General features: G+C 50.4%; 17 protein-coding genes. 15 read left to right on the forward strand and 2 right to left on the reverse strand.

The annotated features are described in order from the left end of the window. Window positions 1-102: 102 nt before the first annotated feature. Window positions 103-1,632 (reverse strand): leucyl aminopeptidase, encoded by a 1,530-nt coding sequence (locus tag V7P87_RS03930; protein WP_333796256.1) that lies wholly within the window; start codon window positions 1,630-1,632, stop codon window positions 103-105. 156 nt (window positions 1,633-1,788) lie between these two features. Next, window positions 1,789-4,554, reverse strand: a complete 2,766-nt coding sequence (gene barA / locus V7P87_RS03935) for a two-component sensor histidine kinase BarA (RefSeq protein ID WP_333796257.1) — start codon at window positions 4,552-4,554, stop codon at window positions 1,789-1,791. 123 nt (window positions 4,555-4,677) lie between these two features. On the opposite strand from barA, the gene rlmD reads away from it, so the two are divergent. The 15 genes from rlmD (at window position 4,678) to V7P87_RS04010 (ending at window position 21,306) form a co-directional block, all read left to right on the forward strand. Next, entirely contained in the window at window positions 4,678-6,006 is a 1,329-nt protein-coding gene (rlmD, locus tag V7P87_RS03940; RefSeq protein WP_333796258.1) for a 23S rRNA (uracil(1939)-C(5))-methyltransferase RlmD, read from the forward strand. A gap of 3 nt (window positions 6,007-6,009) precedes the next feature. Continuing rightward, on the forward strand, window positions 6,010-8,202 hold the full coding sequence (gene relA / locus V7P87_RS03945) for a GTP diphosphokinase (protein ID WP_333796259.1): 2,193 nt from the start codon (window positions 6,010-6,012) through the stop codon (window positions 8,200-8,202). 57 nt (window positions 8,203-8,259) lie between these two features. After that, window positions 8,260-9,057 (forward strand): nucleoside triphosphate pyrophosphohydrolase, encoded by a 798-nt coding sequence (mazG, locus tag V7P87_RS03950; RefSeq protein ID WP_333796260.1) that lies wholly within the window; start codon window positions 8,260-8,262, stop codon window positions 9,055-9,057. Between the two features lie 196 nt (window positions 9,058-9,253). After that, on the forward strand, window positions 9,254-11,737 hold the full coding sequence (locus V7P87_RS03955; protein WP_333796261.1) for a penicillin acylase family protein: 2,484 nt from the start codon (window positions 9,254-9,256) through the stop codon (window positions 11,735-11,737). Between the two features lie 249 nt (window positions 11,738-11,986). Continuing rightward, a complete protein-coding gene (locus tag V7P87_RS03960; RefSeq protein ID WP_296295842.1) occupies window positions 11,987-13,627 on the forward strand; it encodes a CTP synthase in 1,641 nt (546 codons plus the stop codon). A gap of 56 nt (window positions 13,628-13,683) precedes the next feature. Further along, window positions 13,684-14,976 carry a phosphopyruvate hydratase gene (gene eno, locus V7P87_RS03965; protein WP_333796262.1) on the forward strand — a complete coding sequence of 431 codons (1,293 nt, stop codon included), beginning with the start codon at window positions 13,684-13,686 and terminating at the stop codon, window positions 14,974-14,976. 149 nt (window positions 14,977-15,125) lie between these two features. After that, window positions 15,126-15,776, forward strand: coding sequence for a hypothetical protein (locus tag V7P87_RS03970; protein WP_333796263.1), 651 nt, complete (start codon window positions 15,126-15,128; stop codon window positions 15,774-15,776). A gap of 113 nt (window positions 15,777-15,889) precedes the next feature. Then, entirely contained in the window at window positions 15,890-16,174 is a 285-nt protein-coding gene (gene ftsB / locus V7P87_RS03975; protein WP_333796264.1) for a cell division protein FtsB, read from the forward strand. Then, window positions 16,171-16,860 (forward strand): 2-C-methyl-D-erythritol 4-phosphate cytidylyltransferase, encoded by a 690-nt coding sequence (gene ispD / locus V7P87_RS03980; protein ID WP_333796265.1) that lies wholly within the window; start codon window positions 16,171-16,173, stop codon window positions 16,858-16,860. Before ftsB ends, ispD begins: the two co-directional genes overlap by 4 nt. Next, on the forward strand, window positions 16,857-17,339 hold the full coding sequence (ispF, locus tag V7P87_RS03985; protein ID WP_333796266.1) for a 2-C-methyl-D-erythritol 2,4-cyclodiphosphate synthase: 483 nt from the start codon (window positions 16,857-16,859) through the stop codon (window positions 17,337-17,339). Before ispD ends, ispF begins: the two co-directional genes overlap by 4 nt. Further along, window positions 17,339-18,463 carry a tRNA pseudouridine(13) synthase TruD gene (truD, locus tag V7P87_RS03990; protein ID WP_333796267.1) on the forward strand — a complete coding sequence of 375 codons (1,125 nt, stop codon included), beginning with the start codon at window positions 17,339-17,341 and terminating at the stop codon, window positions 18,461-18,463. Before ispF ends, truD begins: the two co-directional genes overlap by 1 nt. Continuing rightward, entirely contained in the window at window positions 18,464-19,216 is a 753-nt protein-coding gene (gene surE / locus V7P87_RS03995) for a 5'/3'-nucleotidase SurE (protein WP_333796268.1), read from the forward strand. A gap of 2 nt (window positions 19,217-19,218) precedes the next feature. Beyond that, window positions 19,219-19,872, forward strand: a complete 654-nt coding sequence (locus V7P87_RS04000; protein ID WP_296295858.1) for a protein-L-isoaspartate(D-aspartate) O-methyltransferase — start codon at window positions 19,219-19,221, stop codon at window positions 19,870-19,872. A 23-nt stretch (window positions 19,873-19,895) separates the two neighbouring features. After that, window positions 19,896-20,474, forward strand: coding sequence for a YqaA family protein (locus V7P87_RS04005; RefSeq protein ID WP_333796269.1), 579 nt, complete (start codon window positions 19,896-19,898; stop codon window positions 20,472-20,474). 4 nt (window positions 20,475-20,478) lie between these two features. After that, entirely contained in the window at window positions 20,479-21,306 is an 828-nt protein-coding gene (locus tag V7P87_RS04010; protein ID WP_333796270.1) for a peptidoglycan DD-metalloendopeptidase family protein, read from the forward strand. The last annotated feature ends 1 nt before the right edge of the window (window position 21,307 follow it).

Raw genomic sequence — 21,307 nt, forward strand, 5'->3', positions numbered from 1 at the left:
CGGTTTTGACAGACAACAAGGTGATTAAAAAAGCCCTGTGCATTCAAGCTGCACAGGGCTTTTTTATCTATAGGATGACCGGTGATCTGGATGTTGCCATTGTTATGGCTGGGTCAGTGCCCATTCGGTCAGTAACTGCACGCCAAAACCTGTGGCGCCTGTGACCTGCACCCCTTTGTCGCTGCTGGCAAGGGCATTACCGGCAATGTCGATATGCGCCCAGGGGGTTTGACCAACAAACTGTTGCAGGAACCAGGCCGCTGTTGAAGCACCTGTGGTTTTGCCGGTGTTGCGTAAATCGGCCAGTTCACTTTTCATTTCGCTGGCAAACTGCGGCCCAAGCGGTAAACGCCACAGCGGCTCATTCACTTTGGCGCCTGCCGCTGTCAGTTGTTGCACCAGTTGTTCATCTTCTGAAAAAAGTCCGGCGTAATAACTACCCAGAGCCCCCACTTTAGAACCGGTCAGGGTGGCGATATCGACCATAGCCCTTGGTTTAAACTGCTGATTGGCATACCAGAGCGCGTCAGCCATCACTAACCTGCCTTCGGCGTCTGTGCTGGTAATTTGCACTGTTAAGCCGGCGCCTGTTTTAATAATGTCGCCCGGTAACATGGCTTTATCCGAAATCATATTTTCGGCCATCGCCATCACAGCAACCACGTTTACCGGTGCTTTTTGCAAAGCCAGGGTTTTAATGGTGCCAAGGGCGGCAGCAGCGCCCGCCATATCGCTGGTCATCCGTACTATCGACTCGCCATCGGTTTTTAAATGATAACCGCCGGTGTCAAAAGTAATACCTTTGCCGATAATAGCGAGCGGCGCTTTGTTGCTGTTTTGCCACTGGGCAATCACCAGCCTTGGTGGTCTGTTGCTGCCTTTGCCCACGGCATAAAGGGCACCTAAACCGGCTTTTTGCAGCGCTTTTTCATCCAGGACCTGCACCTTTACTCCCAGTTTTTCCAGCTGCAGTGCGGCGTCGGCAAAAGTTTGTGGCGTTAAAGCTTCGGCCGGCTCATTGGTCAGATCCCGTGCCAGAAACACACCGCTGTTAAGCGCCTGTGCTTTGTCGAGTGCAACCTTGCTCTGTGTTGGATGTTCGGCCAGCAGATGCACCTGACTCAGTGCTGTTTTGCTGTTTTTGCTTTTGTATTTATCAAAACGGTAAGAGCGCAGCTCCAGTCCCTGGGCAAAAGTGGCGACTTTCGTGGCATCGACGCTGCTGTGGGTCAGGGCGCTGGTGTCGATGCTAACGGCGGTGCTGTCGTTTTTGGCAAGCACAGCAGCGGCGTCGGCGCCAAGTGTAAGAATGTCACTGTGGCTGAGTTTGCTGCTGTCGCCAAGGCCAAGTAATACCAGGCGCTGTGTGGGCGCATTGCCAAGACGCAGCTCCAGCTGAGTGCCTTTTTTGCCGGTAAATTTTTCGCTGCTAAGCCAGGCTTTGGCCAGAGCATCCTGCAGCTGTGGGTGTTCGTTCTGGCTAAGGCTTTGTTCGGACACTAACAGCAACTGGCTTTGCACTTCTGCTGCTGTGTTGTCACTGAAGTTAAATTGCAGCGACGCCAGGGCGGAAGAAGACAATAAAGCGCAGCCAACGGCAAGCGCACTGGCAGATAAGCGGGTGAATTTCATAAATTTACCTGTACTCAGTTCATGGATAAATAGGGTTGTTGATTGATAAGTTTGCTGATCAGTGATGCTTTGATGTGGTGAATAATGCAGATCCGCTGCGGGTATTGCCGCATATTTTCGGCAAATGGCGGCTGAGGGCTGATAAAGTGCGCTGCTTTACCAGACCCAGCCTGCAGCTTCGGTAAGCAAAGATTGTAATCTGTCCTGCAGTTCAAATAACTCCGGCTCCAGTTGTTCCATGGTTTTGCCGTGTTTCAGTTCAGTTTCAATCAACTCGGTCAGCTGTTTGATATGCGGCACCCCGGTGTAACAGCTGGCACCGTGCAGTTTATGCACCAGCTGAATAAAAGGTTCCACCTGTTTGCTGCGCATCAGGCTTTCCATTTCGGTCAGAGTGGCAGGCAGGCTGGCGAGAAAAATCTGCAGCAGCTCTTTGGCGAGATCCACTTTACCGGCGGCGCAGCGCAGTGCCAGTTCCCAGTCCAGATGCCGGCTATAAGGCAATTCCTGCACCAACTGCTGTGGATCCCGTTCCGGCGCCGGGCCGGTATGAGCACAACATTCTTTCAGCGCAAAATGCAGCATCTGCTCATCCAGAGGTTTGGTTAAAAACTCGCTAAAACCAAGCAACATCAGGCGTTCACGTTCGCCTTCCAGTGCATGGGCTGTCACGGCAATAATAGGGGTGGCTTCGTTAATTGAGCTTTGCTGAATACGCTGGCAGGCGGTAATACCATCCATCACCGGCATATTAATATCCATAAAAATCACGTCGTAATGAAATTGTGAGGCTTTTTGCAGCGCTTCAGCACCGTTGGTGGCGGAGTCGATACTTTCCACCAGTTCGCCAAGCAAAGCGTTAATCAGTTTCAGATTGGCTTCGTTGTCATCCACCGTCAGCACCCGCAGTTTGCTTTTTGGGGGGGCTGGCAGTTTGCTCGGGAGTTCATGCAACTGCTGATAAGGCCGCGCCAGCGCAGCAGCCAGTTTGCGCTGATGGGCGGGTTTGGATAAACAGGCTTCGGCGCCGGTTTGCAGCAGCGCTTCACGTAAGGTTGGTGACAGGGTATTAACCAGCAGATAAATATAAGAGCAGGACTGATTGAGCTGACGGATTAGCTCCACAATTTGATTCACCTGATCCAGCGACACAGCCCGGCCAATAATGGCCATATCATAATGTGGCTGACTGGCCAGCGCCTGTTGCACCTGGCTTGGCGTGGCGCAGGACGACACCTGCATGCCCCAGCTGTTCAACAGCGACAAAGTGGCCTCACGGGAAAACTGCTGAGGTTCAATATACAGCACTGTTTTACCGGCCAGCAGCTGCACCGGCAGCCCTTCAGACACCGGCAGCGGATGGCGCCGGCACGACACGGTAAACCAGAAGGTCGACCCCTGATCCGGCTGGCTGTCAAAGCCGATACTGCCGCCCATAGCCTCCACCAGTCGCTGGGAAATAAACAAACCTAAACCAGTACCGCCATAACGCCGGCCTATGCTGCCGTCGGCCTGGGAAAAACCATAAAACAGCTGCTCCTGCTGCTCCTGCGGAATACCAATACCGGTATCCTGCACCGAAAAATGCAGCAGGGTTTTGTCGTCGTTATACTCGCTGCCGCTGACCCGAATCACAATGCTGCCATGTTCGGTAAATTTCACTGCATTACCGGCAATATTCATCAGCACCTGATTAATGCGCAGCGGGTCGCCGATAATGTCATCCGGGCAATCCGGATCAATCAGCAGCGCCAGTTCCAGCTGTTTTTCAAAAGCATTGGCGGCCAGCAGTTCAATCGAATCATTGACTAAATCACGCAGTGAAAAAGGCTCAGGGTTAATTGGCATCCGGCCTTCTTCCAGCTTGGCGTAATCCAATACGTCGTTTACTAAGGTCAGCAGGCTGTTGGCCGATTTCTGAATAGTATTGAGATAATCCTGCTGATGGTGCGACAGCTGGGTTTTTAACAGCTGACGGGTAAAACCGATGACGCCGTTTAGTGGTGTACGTAGCTCGTGACTCATTTTGGCGAGGAATTCAGATTTAAGTTTATTGTCTTCCTGCGCTTTACGTCTGGCCATATCCAGCGCCACGTTCTGCATTTCCAGCTGTTCCATGGTGTGGGTTAAGTCGCTGGTGGACTGCTCTATGGTGTGCTGCATTTCATCCTGCAGCTCTTTAAGTTGAGTGGCCAGCTGATTAATGCCGAGGCGCATCTGATCCAGCTCACCAAAATAAGGTTGTTCCAGCTTGCTGGCATAACGACCTTCAGCCAGTTTTTCGGTCAGGCTAATCAGCTGTTGCATCGGTGTAGTCAGACGGCCAACCAGCTTTAAACTGAGCGCCAGCCCTACCATCATGCCAAGCAGAATAATCAGCAGCGACACCAGCAAAGAACTTTGTTGCGCCAGCAAAACTTTGTCTTTTTGCAGCTCCAGCAGTACCAGGCCCAGAGCCGGAGACTGCGCCGCCGGGGATTGCTCTGCCGGGTTATCGCTGTCGGTTTGCTCCGGCAACACAGGCACCAGAATAATCAGCGCTTTGCCATCATCGAGAATTTCGCTGTGATCGGGCCAGGGTTGGCTGGCAATATGGTTGAGTCTGGCAAAGTCTTTGTGATAGTTGGAGGTCACCACCAGATTGTGCTGGCGGTCAAAAATGGCAATACTTTTAACCAGCGGTGAGTTTTTCCGATGGCTCAGATTGAGCAGCCGTTGCAGTAAGGCTTTGTTGTTGTTTAGCAGCGCTTCTTCACTGGCAATCGCCAGCGGTTCGGCAATATTACTGGCCTGTTCTTCCAGATAATGTTGCACATCCTGGTAACGGGCAAAACTAAAATAACCACCCAACCCCAGACTGATTAATAAAGTGGGTACTAAAGTGATCAGCAGAATCCAATCGCGTAAACCAATCTTCGTCATCTTCAGCGCTGCTTGCTACAATGGTCCTTCGAACAGCCATCATGACACATGCCCGTTAAAAAACCTACCCAAGCCCGGCGGGCAAAAGGCAGGAAATAAGGCAGCCAAAGGCCAATATTTTTTATGGTAACTATTTATAAATCAAAAGCTAAAACCCCAAAAGGCCCACAACATCTGGATCTGACTATTGAGCGTTGGGACGCTGAAGGTCAGAGCATCGCTTTTTATCAGGGGAAAATCTGTTTTGTTGACGGCGCCTTGCCAGGCGAATCCGTCAAAGTCAAAGTAACAGAACAAAAGCCACAATACCTCAAAGCCGAAGTACAAAAAGTACTCAAAGCATCTGAACAGCGTATTGCACCTTTATGCCGTTTTGCCAGTGAATGTGGTGGTTGTCAGTTGCACCATGTCAGTGCAGAAAACGCCCGCATCCTGAAGCAACAAGCGCTTGATGAGCATCTGAAACATCAGTTTAAGCTTGATGTATTGCCATGGCAGCCGATGTTAACAGGCACCGCAACAGGCTATCGGCGTAAAGCCAGAATTGGTGTCTGGTTTGAGAAAAAAACCAACGAATTTGTGGTGGGTTTTCGCCGTAAGGGCGGTAAAGAAATTACCCCTGTCAGTGACTGTATGGTGCTTAGTCCGGCGATTGTGCCGGTATTTAAGGTGCTCAGTGAAACCCTGCCCAGACTGAAAGCCGGCACTGCCATTACCCATGTTGAGGTGCTGGACGCCGCAGGCAAGGCTTTTGTCGTGGTGCGGCACATCAAAGCGCTGAGTGCTGAAGATAAAAGTTTGCTGCAACAAGCCTGGCCTGAAGCTTGCTGGATAGGCGAAGCACAAAGTGATGAATTCTGTTTCTGGGGCGAGCCACAACAACCCCAGTACCAATTAGCCCAGGGTTTAACCTTAGCCTTTGCGCCGACTGATTTTATTCAGGTGAATGAAGCGGTAAATCAACAAATGGTAACGCAGGCGCTGGATTGGCTGCAGCTGAAAAACACCGACAAAGTGCTGGACTTATATTGTGGTATAGGTAATTTCAGTTTGGCATTAGCAAAGCAGGCGGCACAGGTGGTAGGCTTGGAGGGTGTTGCAACAATGGTGACAACCGCCACAGACAACGCGCAGCTTAACGGGCTTGCCAATGCCAGCTTTGCCCAGGCCGATTTGCATTTAGCCTGGCCCAAAGCACCGTGGAATAAGAATATTTACCAGAAAGTGTTGCTGGATCCAGCCAGAGCCGGCGCGCTCGGGGCTATTGACGAAGTGGCGCGGTTAAAACCAGAGACTGTGCTTTATGTGTCCTGTAATCCGGTGACTTTTGCCCGGGATGCAAAAGTATTGCTTGGCAAAGGATATAGTTTAAGCAAAATTGGTCTGATGGACATGTTTCCCTACACCAGCCATCTGGAGTTGATGGCGTTATTTTCGCATACGAGGCAGTAAGTTATGGTCACTATCCGGCATTCCCACAGCACCGAATATAACCCGGGTGAAACCACCGCCTGGCTCAGTTCGCTTGGTTTGCCGGACAGTAAAATCAGCAGCCTGCTTGAGACCGAACACTGGTTGCAGCAACATGGTTTTACCGAAGCCACTTGCCCGCAGGTGCGCACCGGCTGGGAGATGGTGGAAATTCTGGCCGATTTGCGGATGGACAAAGACGCACTGACCTCGGCATTATTATTCCCGCTGATTGAAGCCGGCATTTTAAGTTGTGAAGAGCTCGACAATTTATTTCCGCCAGCTGTGCTGACCATGTTGGCGGCAGTGAAACAAATGGAAGCAATCCGCACCATTCCGGTGGGGCCTGGGCAAACGCCAAACCCGCAGCAGGCCGATAACCTGCGCAAAATGCTGCTGACCATGGTGGAAGATGTGCGCGCTGTGGTGATTAAACTGGCGGCACAAATTTGTTATCTGCGTGATGTAAAAAACGCGGATGAAGAAACCCGGGTACTGGCCGCCAAACAAACCAATGCTATTTTTGCGCCGCTGGCCAACAGGCTAGGGATAGGTCAGCTGAAATGGGAGCTGGAAGATTTAGCTTTTCGTTATCTGCATCCGCAAACCTATAAACAGATTGCCAGTTTACTGGAAGAAAAACGCCTTGGGCGTGAGCAATATATGCAGGAATTTGTCGATGCTGTGCGCCAGCGCATGAAAGACGAAAACCTGAATGTGGAAGTGTACGGCCGGCCTAAACATATTTTCAGTATCTGGAAAAAGATGCAGAAAAAACATCTGGCGTTTGACCAGCTGTATGACATCCGTGCTGTGCGTATTGTCACCGAAAAAGTGCAGGACTGTTATGCCGTGCTTGGCATAGTGCATACCTCCTGGCAGCACTTGCCCAAAGAATTTGACGATTATATTGCCACCCCCAAACAAAACGGTTACCAGTCGATTCATACCGTGGTGCTGGGGCCGCAGGGCCGGCCTGTGGAAATTCAGATCCGCACCCGTCAGATGCACGATGATGCCGAATTAGGGGTTGCTGCACACTGGCGTTACAAAGAAGGCGGGCATGCTGGCCGTGAAGGCGCGCTGGATGAAAAAATTGGCTGGCTGCGCAAAATTCTGGCCTGGCAGGAAGAAGTGGTGGATTCGTCGCTGGCCGAAGAGCTGCGTAATCAGGTCACCGAAGACAGAGTTTATGTGTTTACGCCTAAAGGCGATATTGTGGACTTACCGCTTGGCTCAACGCCGCTCGACTTTGCCTATTATGTGCACTCCAATGTCGGTCATCGTTGTATTGGCGCGAAAATTTCCGGCCGTATTGTGCCTTTTACCTATCAGCTGAAAACCGGCGATCAGGTAGAAATTTTAACCGGCCGTGAGCCCAACCCAAGCCGCGACTGGCTCAATCCACATCTGGGTTATTTAAAGTCCAGCCGTGCCCGCTCTAAAGTGCAATATTGGTTCCGTCTGCAGGACAGGGATAAAAACTACGCTGCCGGCAAAGAGTTGCTGGAAACCGAATTATCCAGACTCAACCTGAAAATGGACCAGCCGGTCAAAGTGATCCAGCATTTTAATGTGAACTCGCTGGAAGAGCTGCTGGTTGGTATTGGTGGCGGCGAGATTAAAGTCACCCAGGTGGTGCATTATATTCAGAGTCAATATGCCAAGGCGTCACCGCCTGACATTGACCCCAGACTTAAAACCAAACCGATGACCACAGCCCCGGCAAAAAGCCATGTGGTGGTGCAGGGGGTTGGGAATCTGATGACCCATATGGCCGGTTGTTGTCAGCCGTTGCCGGGTGATGCCATTATTGGTTATATCACCCAGGGCCGTGGTATTGCCGTGCACCGTGACGATTGTGAGCAGTTTAAAACCCTGCTGGAACAACATCCGGAGCGGGTGGTGGAAGCGACCTGGGGCGATCAATATGCGTCGGGTTACGAAGTGAATATCCGTATTGTAGCGCATGATCGCAACGGTTTATTACGCGATATCACCAGTATTCTGGCCAATGAAAAAGCCAATGTACTGAAAATGAGCAGTAATTCGGATGTAGCGCGGCAAACCGCCACTATCAACATGACGCTTGAGCTGTACAACCTGGATTCACTGAATAAATTGCTGACCAAAGTCAGTTTGATTGACGATGTGATTGAAGCCAAAAGGTCACAATAAATTTTTGAGCTGACCCAGGCCCGCCCGCTGGCGGGCCTGCTTATTTGTGGAATTTGTATGTCTAAACCTATTGATGATTTGCTGGCCATTATGGCAACACTGCGCCACCCGGAGCAGGGGTGCGCCTGGGATAAAGCGCAGACATTTCAAAGCATTAAGCCTTATACCATTGAAGAAGCCTACGAAGTGGCTGACGCCATCGAGCGCGGCGACTTTGCCGATTTAAAAGATGAACTCGGCGATTTGTTGTTTCAGGTGGTGTTTTACAGCCAGATGGCAAGCGAGCAGGGCCTGTTTGCCTTTCACGATTGTGTTGCCGCCATTTGCGACAAACTGACCCGCCGCCATCCGCATATTTTTGCATCTGCTGCACACTCAGCCTCAGGTGCCGCAGACGCCGGCGCCGCTTTGCAAAACTGGGAAAACCTGAAAAGCAACGAACGTAAAAAAGCCGGTCTTCACAGTATTCTCGACAATGTGCCCAATACCATGCCGGCATTAAGCCGTGCTTATAAACTGCAAAAACGCTGCGCCACGGTGGGTTTTGACTGGCCTTCGGTGGACGGCTGCTGGGACAAAGTGAAAGAAGAAATTCTGGAAGTGGAACAAACGGAGTCGGGCAGCCCTGAACTTGTGGATGAGCTTGGCGATTTAATGTTTGCCATGGTGAACGTTGTGCGCAAACACGGCCTGGATCCCGAAGCTGTGCTGCGCCAGGCCAATCAAAAATTTGAACAACGTTTTCGTGCTGTGGAAGCAAAGCTTGCTGATACCGCCACGCCAGTGGGGCAAGCCAGCCTGGAGCAAATGGAAGCTGCCTGGCAGCAGGTAAAACAAGCTGTCAGGCCAACCTGAGCAAGCAGCAGACAGCGCCGGCCCAGCGTCTCTTTGCCAATGCAGCAGCGCAGCCAATGATGCACCCGGGTGGGGGCTGGGCTGATAACCCGGGCATCCGGGCGCAATTTACCGCTACTGCGGCAGGTGGTTTTTTTTGCTGCGCAAAAAATATGCTAATGTCAGTTTCACTTTAAACGACAAAGGAGTGACGTTGATGAAGTTGACTTACCTGTTTGTGCCTGTAGCCGCCAGCCTGCTGCTGGGTTGTAATAATGACGACACCAGCCCGCCACCACCACAGCCCAGCCCGGCGGAAAAAGTCAGCATTGTGTACACAGCCCATGGCGTGCCGCATATTCAGGCCGCGAGCTACCGGGCGCTTGGTTATGGCGTCGGTGTGGCCCAGGCCAGCGAAAATTTATGTACCCTCTCGGAACAATTATTAAAACTCAAAGGTGAAAAATCCCGTTATTTTGGCGCAGGTGCAGCGCAGAAAAACCTGTTATCGGATTTAGCTTACCGGGCGCTTGATTATCGCACCCAGGCGCGGCAGTTGTATGGTGCTGTGCCTTTGGACAGCAAAATGCTGATGCAGGGTTATGCCGAAGGTTTTAATTATCAGCTGCGCCAGTTTGGCAATAGCAGTAACTATCCAACGCCCTGTCGCGGGGTGAGCTGGGTCACCCAAATCCAACCGGAAGATTTATTGGCTTATTATCTTGATTTGGCCAGTTTAGCCAGTACCCGTAACTTTTTAGCCGCGATGGCGGTGGCGGCGCCGCCAGGTCAGCCCACCGCTGTAGCGCCTTCGGTGGCCGCTTCACAGGTACATGCCACAGTAGAGGGTATTGGCAGTAATGGCTGGGCCCTCGGTAAAGACAAAACCGATGGCGCCCAAAGTGCCTTGTTAGCAAATCCGCATTTTCCCTGGGACGGTGAACTCAGGTTTTTTGAGCAGCACTTAACCATACCGGGTGAGCTTGATGTGACTGGCGTTAGTATGATTGGCATGCCGGCCGTGCTGATTGGTTTTAACCAGCATCTGGGTTGGACACATACAGTATCGCAGTCCAAACGTTTTACCTTGTATCAGCTCAGTCTTGATGAAAACAATCCGCTGCGTTACCGCTACGGCACTTCATATCGTGACATCAGCGCCCAAAAGGTCAGTATTGAAGTGTTGCAGCCGGATCAAAGTATCAAAACGGTCGAAAGCACCTTATACCGCAGCCATTATGGCCCTATGCTGGATTTAACGGCGTTATCGCCGGCTTTGGGCTGGAATCAAAAAACTGCTATCACCATGCGTGATGCCAATGCCGGTAATAGCCGGATGTTGCAGCATTGGCTGGCTATGGGCAAAGCACGCAATAAAACTGAGTTTTTTCAGGCGTTTAGTCAGAATAACGGCATTCCGTGGGTCAATACTATGATGGCCGACAGCAGCGGCAACGCCGTTTATCTGGATGGTAGCCAGGTGCCACAGCTAAGTCCGGCGGCAGAAGTTTATTGGGCCAATGCCAGTAAAAGCCCGCAGCTGGCGCCCATCTGGCAAGACGGTGCCGGCAATATTTTATTGCCAGGCTCAGATCCGGCCTTTGAATGGCAAGACAGTGTTGACGCTGCTGGGCCAGGCCTGATGCCTTTTGCCAAGGCGCCAAAACAGGAAAGAACGGATTATGTGTTTAATGCGAACAGCAGTCATTGGCTGAGTAACCTCAATGCGCCGCTGGAAGGTTTTAGCCTGGTGTATGGCCCAGAGCGCACCGAACGCAGCCCACGCACCCGCTATAACGCACAGCTTATCAGCAATCAGGGGGCAGTGAAGCTGGCGGGCGAGGATGGCAAATTTAATTTTGCTGAGCTCAAATCCGTGTTTAGCCATAATGGCTCTTTGTTTGGCACTGAACTCAAAACTGCTTTGGCACAACGTTGTGCCATGTTCCCGCAATTACAGTTGCCCACTGGGGCAGTTGATCTCAGCGCTGCCTGTCAGGTGCTGGCCAACTGGGACGGCCGTTATCAGCTTGACAGCCGTGGCGCCCATCTGCTGCGGGAGTTTTTGCTGGCCTATCGTATTGCCGGTGAGCGCAATTTAGATAAATCCTTATATCAAACTGCTTTTGATGCAGACAATGCCGCGCTGACCCCGGCGGGCCTGGCGCCTTATACCGCCGCAGCGCCAGAGCAGGACAAAGTGCTGCTGGCTCTTGCCAGTGCAGTGCAGCGTTTAACTCAGGCCGGTATTGCGCTGGATGCGCCGCTTGGCACTATTCAGTTTGTGCAAAAAGCCCAAGGGCAGGACAAACTGCCAATAGCCGGCGGATACTCATATGAAGGTTTGTTTAATATGAGTGAAAGGGCCATTCCGTCGCGCAGCACCGCTGATTTAGCCAATGTGGTGTCGGGCACGGGCCGGCCTGATTCGTTGTTGTCGACGCTCAGCAGCAATGGCAATAGCGACACTGCGTACCGGGTGAATTACGGCAGCAGTTTTGTCATGGCGCTGCAGTTTACTGCGGAGGGGCCGAAAGCCGATATGATGCTTGCTTATAGCCAGTCGCACGACCCGGCATCTCCATTTTTTGCCGACCAAACCAGGCTTTTTAGCCAGGGGCTGTGGCGGCCTATGTTGTTTCGGGCTGATGAAGTGAAAAACGCCACCGTCAAAACCATCACCTTAACGCTGGAGCCTTAACGGCAATTGCATAAAACTTTGGGTTAAAGCGCGGTTGCAGGGCTTTAACCCTGTTGCAACCCCAGGCTCTGTTGGGGCGGCAAGATTAAGCCAAGCTTTCGATTGAGCCTGTCTTTGCTCTTTGCTATACTTTCCGCCCGTCCTGATACCAATTCTGATTTCCTTAATTGTTCACCCTGTGCAAACAGGTAACAGCTATTGAAGACAGTTTGGTGTGATATCCAAAATTCAACGTGCCTCAGGGGTCTCATGACTACAAGATACATCTTCGTGACGGGTGGGGTTGTCTCATCTTTAGGTAAAGGTATTGCCGCTGCTTCTTTGGCTGCAATTTTAGAAGCGCGTGGCCTGAAGGTAACAATCCTGAAACTGGATCCTTATATCAACGTGGATCCGGGTACCATGAGCCCAATTCAGCACGGTGAAGTGTTTGTCACCGAAGACGGCGCTGAAACCGATCTCGACTTAGGTCATTACGAGCGTTTTATCCGCACCAAAATGACCAAACTGAATAACTTTACCCAGGGCAGAATTTACGCCGACGTGTTACGTCGCGAGCGCCGCGGTGATTATTTAGGTGCCACTATTCAGGTTATTCCGCATATCACCAACGAAATCAAAGCCCGTGTTGTGGCCGGTGCTGAAGGTTATGATATTGCCATTGTTGAAATTGGTGGCACTGTGGGTGATATCGAGTCGTTACCATTTTTGGAAGCCATCCGTCAGCTGGGTACCGAAATTGGCCGCGAACGTGCACTCTTTATGCATTTAACCCTGGTGCCCTATTTAGGCACTGCCGGCGAAATCAAAACCAAACCAACCCAGCATTCAGTCAAAGAGCTGCGTTCTATTGGTATTCAGCCGGATATTCTGGTGTGCCGTTCAGACCGTTCTATTCCGAGCAATGAAAAAGCCAAAATTGCGCTTTTTACCAATGTGGAAGAACGTGCCGTTATTTCGTTAAAAGACGTGTCCAGCATTTACCAAATTCCGGCTTTGTTAAAATCACAAGGCCTGGATGACTTAGTAGTGCGCCGTTTTTACTTAAACTGCCCTGAAGCTGACTTAAGCGAATGGGAACAGGTGCTGTACCAGGAAAGTAACCCAACGGGTGAAGTGACCATTGGTATGGTGGGTAAATACGTTGAACTCAAAGACGCTTATAAGTCGGTAAACGAAGCCCTGAACCATGCTGGTTTAAAAAACCGTTTAACTGTCACTATCAAATACATTGACTCACAAGATGTTGAAACCAAAGGCAGTGCTATTTTAGCTGGCCTGGATGGTATTCTGGTGCCAGGTGGTTTTGGCGAACGTGGGGTGGAAGGCAAGGTGCTGGCCGCTCAATATGCCCGCGAAAACAAAGTGCCTTACCTCGGTATTTGTTTAGGGATGCAGGTGGCGCTGATTGAATTTGCCCGCAATGTGGCAGGTATGAAAGGCGCCCATTCGACCGAATTTAACAAAGATACAGCTTACCCTGTGGTGGGTCTCATCACTGAATGGCTGGATAGCGCAGGCCAGGTGGAGCAAAGAACCGATGATTCGGATCTGGGCGGTACCATGCGTCTGGGCAGTCAGAACTGTAACCTCAAGGCCAATACCAAAGCCCGTGAAATTTATGGCGCCGACGTCATTAGTGAACGTCACCGCCATCGTTATGAAGTGAACAATCACTTTATTCCAAAACTTGAAGAGGCTGGCCTGATTATTTCCGGTTTGTCGGCTGACAATCAGCTGGTTGAAATGATCGAATTACCAAACCACCCATGGTTCGTGGCGGGTCAGTTCCATCCGGAATTTAACTCAACGCCACGCGATGGCCATCCGTTGTTCCAGGGTTTTGTTGCAGCAGCAGCTAAATATCAGAAACAACAAACGACGAAATAATGAAAAAGCCGCGCCTTGGAGTGCGGCTTTTTTGCTTTAGCCTACAGGGGATATACATGTCAGAAATTATCAATATCGTTGCCCGTGAAATTCTGGACTCGCGTGGCAATCCAACAGTTGAAGCCGATGTATTTTTAAAAAGCGGCGTGATGGGCCGTGGTTGTGCACCATCAGGCGCTTCAACAGGTACCCGCGAAGCTTTAGAACTGCGTGACGGTGATAAAAGCCGTTATTTAGGCAAAGGTGTTCGCACTGCTGTTGCCAATATTGAAGGCCCGATTAAAGCGGCTTTAGTGGGCAAATGTGCTTATGAACAAGCCAAAATCGACCAGCTGATGATCGACTTAGACGGCACTGAGTCTAAGTCTAAATTAGGCGCCAACGCTATTCTGGCGGTTTCTTTAGCAGTGGCCCGTGCTGCAGCTGCTGATAAAAAAATTCCTTTATACCAGCACATTGCTGATTTAAACGGCACACCAGGTGTGTATTCAATGCCAGTGCCTATGATGAACATCATCAATGGTGGTGAGCATGCCGACAACAACGTCGACATTCAGGAGTTTATGGTACAGCCGGTTGGCGCCAAAACTTTTGCTGAAGCACTGCGGATGGGCGCTGAAATTTTCCACCAGCTGAAAAAAGAACTGCACAGCCAGGGCTTAAATACTGCTGTGGGTGACGAAGGTGGTTTTGCACCTGATTTAAAATCAAACGAAGAAGCCTTAACAGTGATTTCTAAAGCTGTGGCCGCTGCCGGTTATGAGCTCAATAAAGACATCACTTTAGCTTTAGACTGTGCTGCCTCTGAGTTTTACCATGAAGGTAAATACAAACTGACCGGCGAAGGCAAAGAATTCACTTCGTATGAATTTAACGACTTCCTGGCCGGCCTGACACAAAAGTTCCCTATTGTGTCGATTGAAGACGGTCTGGACGAATCAGACTGGGACGGCTGGAAAGATTTAACCAATAAAATTGGTAACAAAGTACAGCTGGTTGGCGACGATTTGTTTGTCACCAACACCAAAATTTTAACCCGTGGTATTGAGCAGGGCATTGGTAACTCTATCCTGATCAAATTTAACCAGATTGGTTCTTTAACTGAAACTTTAGCAGCCATTAAAATGGCCAAAGACGCTGGTTTTACGGCGGTTATTTCGCACCGCTCAGGTGAAACTGAAGATGCCTTTATTGCCGATTTAGCGGTAGGCACTGCAGCGGGTCAAATCAAAACCGGTTCTTTATGCCGTTCTGACCGTGTATCTAAGTACAACCAGTTATTGCGTATTGAGCAAGAGCTGGGCGCCAAGGCACCGTACAAAGGCCGTTCTGAAATCAAAGGCCAATAAGCTTTTGACTCCGACAAAAAAAGCGCTTTATGCGCTTTTTTTGTCAAACGGATTTGCGGTTGTGCACTGTTGTTTTCTTTTCGTAAAAAGCAGTGACTGGATAAAAACGCAGCCTTTTTGAGCCTTATGAAACAAGCTACCATCGTCAGATGAAGTCACAAAACGAACTCTGGTTTTTACCTGAGCAAAATCAGACCTATATCGAGCTGTGCAACACTTTGTACGAGCGCGAATTGTTGCGTCTGGCACAAACGCCTGCTGATAAACTGCCCTGGTTGCCCAAACGACTGGCGAGTTTGCCTTTTTATGTGCGTGAAGCCGCTTCGTTAATTTTAAAACACCCGTCCCCTTTAACTTTGGATAGTCAGAATGCCTGTTGGTTACATAGCCAGAGCAAAATGTGTCCTGTGCCCCATGTTGATGAATCAGAAAGTATTTTTGCCTTTTATCATAAAAACGCCAAACTGGGTTTGTTAGTGCCTGTGTATTGCAAAGAGCTGGATATGGAGCAGATCCGGCTTGATTCAGTGGACGAAATTGACCATGAAGGCCAGCGTATTCATTGTAATGAACATGGTTGGTTTGCAATGGCAGGCTGGCCACAGGAGCCGGACAATCAGCAAAAACTGCTGCTCAAACCCAGCAAAACTGTGCTGGTCGCTGTGTGTTGTGGCCATCAGTGGCGTAATCAGGAGCGCAAAACCCCACGTTTACTCAGCCTGCGTGAGTTGCTATTAGCCAGCCGGCTGAACTGGCAAAACTTTGCCAAACCGCATCAGGCAAAAAAAGAACTTCGTTAGCTGATAAAAAGCCATCAAATCGGTCAAATCCGCCAGAAATAGCAAATGTCAGGGCTTTTCAGCGCGCAGGGAAGCCTTCATAATAAAGCCAATCCTGAACTGACTGGTGTGTTATGCGTTTATTGCTTGTGATCCTGCTGACATTATGTGCCGCTTTGCAATACCGGCTTTGGTTCGGTCAGCACAGCGTCAAAGAATATCTGCAGCATAAAGAAGAATTACGCACCCATCAGCAAAGTAACCTGGAACTGAAAAAACGCAATAAAATGCTGCAGGCAGACGTTGCCGATTTGCAACAAGGTCTGGATTCGATTGAAGAACGCGCCCGAAACGAATTAGGCCTCATCAAACAAGACGAAGTATTTTTCCGCTTATTGACCCCCCAGGGTAAAAAATGACCATTGCTGTAGTGATCCCAGCCGCAGGTTCCGGTCAGCGGATGCAGGCAGACAGACCCAAACAATATTTAGAACTATTCGGTAAAACTATTCTCGAGCATACAGTACAGCGTTTGCGTCAGGTGCCAGAGCTGGGCCCGGTTTGGCTGGCGCTGGCCGCTGATGATGCTTATTTTGCTGCCACAAGTTTGGCCGTTCAGCCTGGTATTCATCGGGTAACAGGCGGTCGTGAACGTGCTGACTCAGTGCTGGCCGGCTTAATGGCAATTGATGAAAAACAGTATCCCTGGGTGCTGGTGCATGATGCCGCCAGACCTCTGGTGCAGGTTGCCGATATTCAAAACTTGATAAAACGTTGCCTCGGCTCAGGCTGTGGTGGCATTTTGGCCACACCAGTGCGTGATACGATGAAACGTGCAATGGGCACGCAGGAACATACTCAGGTGCTGCAGACGGTAGAACGTCAAGATCTCTGGCATGCGCTGACCCCACAACTTTTCCCCACAGCACAGCTCAGGCAAAGCCTGCAACAAGCCTTACAACAAGGTGTTGCCATTACCGACGAAGCTTCGGCTCTGGAATGGGCTGGTTTGCCCGTGCTGTTGGTCAGCGGTCGTGCCGACAATATCAAAATTACCCAGAGTGAAGATTTACAGCTGGCTCGTTTTTATCTGGAGCAACAATGACCCCTTTTCGAATTGGACATGGTTTTGATGTACACGCCTTTGGCGGTGAAGGCCCAATCACCCTGGGTGGGGTAAAAATTGATTACCCAAATGGCCTATTGGCACATTCCGATGGTGACGTGGTACTGCACGCCGTGTCTGATGCTTTGCTGGGCGCCGTGGCGCTGGGTGATATCGGCCATCATTTCCCCGACACTGATGCGGCTTTTAAAGGCATCGACAGCCGAATTTTGCTGCGTAAAGTGTTTTCTGATGTGCAAAAGCTCGGTTATCAGATCGGTAATCTGGATGTGACTATTATGGCGCAGGCACCCAAAATGGCGCCTCACATTGCCGCCATGCGCGAAGTACTGGCCGCCGATTTAGCCTGCAGCCTGTCACAGGTGAATGTCAAAGCCACCACCACTGAAAAACTCGGTTTTGTTGGCCGCAAAGAAGGTATTGCCGTGGAAGCCGTGGTGCTGTTGGTGCAAGCCTGATGTCGCAGCTGAATAACACCACAGATATCGGCGCTGAGACAGCGGCTGCCACCACAGAGGTTGCTGCAGCTGTGATAGTGCCGGAGTTTTCTCCTTTGGCTTATTTATATGGTGAACCTTCAGCCACGGCCTTGTTACGCAGTGAACCCAGTGATTTTGTGGTGGATGAAGAGCTGAGCTTTACGCCAACAGGCGCTGGTGAGCACATGCTGTTGCTAGTGGAAAAAATTGGCCAGAACACCCAGTATGTGGCCAAACAAATTGCCGCTGCTGCAGGTTTAAAAGCACGGCTGGTCAGTTACGCCGGTTTGAAAGACCGGCATGCGGTGACCCGGCAATGGTTTTGTTTACCTGTGCCTATTAAACAGCAACTCGATTATCAGCACTGGAATATTGAAGGTGTGCGTATTCTTCACACAGTTCGCCATCAGCGCCGGCTGAAAATAGGCTCGATTAAACAAAACCACTTTAAGTTAAGGTTGCGTAATGTCAGCGACAAAGCCGAAGTTGAACAGCGACTAGCGCTTATCAGCCAAGGTGTGCCGAATTATTATGGTGAACAAAGGTTTGGTCATGATGGCGGTAATTTAAAGCTGGCTGCAAAACTTTTTGCCGGCCACAGTATTCCGGACCGGCAATTGCGCGGTCTGGCTTTGTCGGCCAGCCGTTCTATGTTATTTAATCAGCAGGTATCGGCCAGAGTGCAGCAGGGCATATTCGACCAGTTGTTGCCGGGTTCTGTGGTACAGCTGGATGGTTCGGGTTCAGTGTTTTCGGTTGAGGTTGCTGACCAGGCCATTTTACAACGCCTGCAGGAAGCTGATATTCACCCGACTGCTGTATTGCCTGGCATTGGTAAGGTGCTGGAAAGTGGCGAAGCACTGGAGTGGCAACAAGCGCAGCTGGCACCTTTTGCTCATTGGGTGCAGGCGCTTTGTGATTTAAACGTCAACACAGAAAGGCGTGCTGCGCGCTTAAAACCAAAAGCCCTGAGTTATCAATGGCAAGCTGATACACTCGAACTGCAATTTGCGTTGCCAACAGGTTGTTTTGCCACTTCGGTGCTCAGAGAATTGGTGAAATATCAGGATGTCAGCCGCGACTTTTCCAGTCTGGAGTTATAGATGCGGATTTTATTAAGTAATGATGATGGGGTCTATGCCAAAGGTATTTTGGTGTTGCAGCAGGCGTTATCACAAATTGCCGAAGTGACTACAGTGGGGCCGGATCGCAACTGTAGTGGCGCCAGCAATTCGTTAACTTTGCTAAATCCGCTGCGTACCCAACGTCTTGATAACGGTTTTATTGCCGTCAATGGCACCCCCACCGACTGTGTGCATCTGGCCATTAGCCAGCTTTTTGATAAAGCCCCGGATCTGGTGGTGGCTGGCATTAATCACGGTGCCAATTTAGGCGACGACGTATTGTATTCAGGCACGGTGGCGGCCGCCACTGAAGGCCGGCATCTTGGGTTACCTGCTATTGCGGTGTCGCTGGCAGGGCATGATGACGAGCATTTTGCCACAGCTGCCTATGTTACGGTGCAGGTGATTAAAAAGCTGAAATCACACCCGCTGCCTGCCGATCAGATTTTGAATATTAATGTACCTGCTGTGCCCTTAACCGAACTCAAAGGCATTGCCGTTACGCGGCTTGGCCGGCGCCATAAAGCTGAAACCATGACCAGTACCACAGATCCATGGGGCCGATCGATTTATTGGTATGGATCACTTGGGCCTGAGCTTGATGCCGGCGAAGGCACAGATTTTCATGCCATTGCCAATGGTTATGCTTCGGTCACGCCGCTGCAGATTGATATGACAGCGTACCGCAGCCTGCAGCCGCTGCACGATTGGTTAGCAGGAATAGAGATCTGATCATGGCGGTGGCAACTCAGCGCAGCGCCGCTTTGCTGGCGCAAAAATTACAACAGGACGGCATTAAAGACCCAAAGGTTTTGGCGGCACTTGCCAATACGCCTCGGCATCTGTTTGTTGAAATGGTATTAGCGCATAAAGCATATGAGAATACGGCTTTGCCCATAGGTCAGGGCCAGACCATCTCCCAGCCTTATATAGTGGCGCGGATGACCGAGCTGTTGCTTGCACAAAATGACACAAATAGCTGGCATCCTGCCAATGTATTGGAAATTGGCACAGGCTCAGGTTATCAAACCGCGATTCTGGCGCAGTTATTTCCCAAGGTCTGTACCGTCGAGCGTATTAAAGCACTGCAATTCCAGGCCAAACGCCGCTTGCAGCAGCTGGATTTACACAATGTGTCGATGAAACACGGTGATGGCTGGCTTGGCTGGGCCAGCAAAGCGCCTTTTGATTGTATTATTGTGACCGCTGCACCAACCCAGGTGCCGGCAGATTTGCTGGCGCAGCTTAAAGAGGGCGGCCGGCTGGTGATCCCGGTGGGGGCACAGGAGCAGGTGCTCAGGGTTTATACCCGCAGTGGTGACGAGTTTAGCCAGCAAGATGTGGAAGCTGTCCGGTTTGTACCTTTGGTACCGGGCGAATTGGCCTGATTACAGGTGTACAGGAGCGGTCGTTGAAAATTTTCCAATGGATGTATGACAAAGCGTTATTGTGGGCAAAACACCGTCATGCTGAACGTTATTTATTTGGTTTGAGTTTTACGGAGTCTGTTATTTTTCCAATCCCGCCTGATGTGATGCTGGCCCCAATGGCGCTGGCTCATCCGGAAAAAGCCTGGCGTTATGCCTTTTTAACCACCTTAGCGTCAGTGTTGGGTGGTGTTTTGGGTTATCTGCTCGGCTGGTTGTTGTATGAACCCGTGGTGCTGCCTTTTATTGCGTACATGGGTTATCAGGACACTTTTGCGGTAGTAGAACGTTGGTTTAGCCAATATGGCGTCTGGGTAGTATTTATTGCCGGGTTTTCGCCTATTCCGTACAAACTTTTTACCGTAGGCGCTGGTTTAATGCAGATGGCGTTTTTGCCTTTTGTGATTGCATCTGCTATTGGCCGTGCCAGCCGGTTTTTCCTGGTGGCGGGTCTGATGTATTGGGGTGGCGCCAAAATGCAGCAAAAATTGCGGGAAATTGTTGATGTACTTGGCTGGGGCACTGTCGGACTTGGCGCAGTGTTGTACTTTATTTATGGTTAAGCGGATGTTCCGGCAGCTGGTGGTTTTTGTTGTTGCCTGTTCTGTGGTGGCCTGTTCCGGCTCTCATAGTCCGGCGCCGGTCGATACATGGCAAAGTAAAAACAGGCCTAAACCCGCTTTAAGAGCAGAAACTTATCAGGTGAAAAAAGGCGATACGCTGTTTTCGATTGCCTTTCGCTCTGGTATGGACTACCGCGCTCTGGCCAAACTCAACCGGATCCCGGAGCCCTACACTATTTATGTTGGTCAGGTGTTGGTGACAGGACAGGATACCGGCTATCAAACAGCACTGCGCGGACCACAATCTGCAGACAAATCAGCAAATAAGAATTATTCAAAGCCTGGGGTTTCAAACAGTTCATCAAATAACGCTAAAGTAGTTGCACGGCAAAATCAAAAGCGCTATGGTCAGAATCAACAGGTCGAAGAACCTGAAAAAACCGGCAAGATTACCAGTAATGGAAACGTATCGCAATGGTTATGGCCAGTGAAAGGTCCGATCCTCGCGAAATTTTCCTACCAGGAGCATGGCAACAAAGGCCTGGATATTGGTGGAACAGTCGGAACACCGATCAAAGCTGCAGCAGCAGGCCAGGTGGTATATGCCGGCAATGCACTGCGTGGTTATGGCAATCTGGTCATTATCAAACATAACGATGATTTCCTCAGTGCCTACGCTCACAATCACCGTTTATTGGTGAAGGAGCGGGATTCGGTGGTTGCTGGTCAATTGATTGCAGAAATGGGCAACACTGATGCAGAGCGTGTACAGCTGCATTTTGAAATTCGTTTTCGTGGCCAATCTGTTGATCCGCTCAAATACCTAAAATAAA

This window comes from Rheinheimera sp. (genome assembly GCF_036782235.1).
GTDB lineage: Bacteria > Pseudomonadota > Gammaproteobacteria > Enterobacterales > Alteromonadaceae > Pararheinheimera.

Coding starts and splice junctions, on each gene's coding strand:
- mazG (WP_333796260.1), top strand. CDS start 8,260: ATGTCTAAACCTATTGATGATTTGCTGGCCATTATGGCAACACTGCGC.
- ftsB (WP_333796264.1), top strand. CDS start 15,890: ATGCGTTTATTGCTTGTGATCCTGCTGACATTATGTGCCGCTTTGCAA.
- ispF (WP_333796266.1), top strand. CDS start 16,857: ATGACCCCTTTTCGAATTGGACATGGTTTTGATGTACACGCCTTTGGC.
- truD (WP_333796267.1), top strand. CDS start 17,339: ATGTCGCAGCTGAATAACACCACAGATATCGGCGCTGAGACAGCGGCT.
- barA (WP_333796257.1), bottom strand. CDS start 4,554: ATGACGAAGATTGGTTTACGCGATTGGATTCTGCTGATCACTTTAGTA.
- relA (WP_333796259.1), top strand. CDS start 6,010: ATGGTCACTATCCGGCATTCCCACAGCACCGAATATAACCCGGGTGAA.
- surE (WP_333796268.1), top strand. CDS start 18,464: ATGCGGATTTTATTAAGTAATGATGATGGGGTCTATGCCAAAGGTATT.
- V7P87_RS04000 (WP_296295858.1), top strand. CDS start 19,219: ATGGCGGTGGCAACTCAGCGCAGCGCCGCTTTGCTGGCGCAAAAATTA.
- V7P87_RS03955 (WP_333796261.1), top strand. CDS start 9,254: ATGAAGTTGACTTACCTGTTTGTGCCTGTAGCCGCCAGCCTGCTGCTG.
- V7P87_RS03930 (WP_333796256.1), bottom strand. CDS start 1,632: ATGAAATTCACCCGCTTATCTGCCAGTGCGCTTGCCGTTGGCTGCGCT.
- rlmD (WP_333796258.1), top strand. CDS start 4,678: ATGGTAACTATTTATAAATCAAAAGCTAAAACCCCAAAAGGCCCACAA.
- V7P87_RS04010 (WP_333796270.1), top strand. CDS start 20,479: ATGTTCCGGCAGCTGGTGGTTTTTGTTGTTGCCTGTTCTGTGGTGGCC.
- ispD (WP_333796265.1), top strand. CDS start 16,171: ATGACCATTGCTGTAGTGATCCCAGCCGCAGGTTCCGGTCAGCGGATG.
- V7P87_RS03970 (WP_333796263.1), top strand. CDS start 15,126: ATGAAGTCACAAAACGAACTCTGGTTTTTACCTGAGCAAAATCAGACC.
- V7P87_RS03960 (WP_296295842.1), top strand. CDS start 11,987: ATGACTACAAGATACATCTTCGTGACGGGTGGGGTTGTCTCATCTTTA.
- eno (WP_333796262.1), top strand. CDS start 13,684: ATGTCAGAAATTATCAATATCGTTGCCCGTGAAATTCTGGACTCGCGT.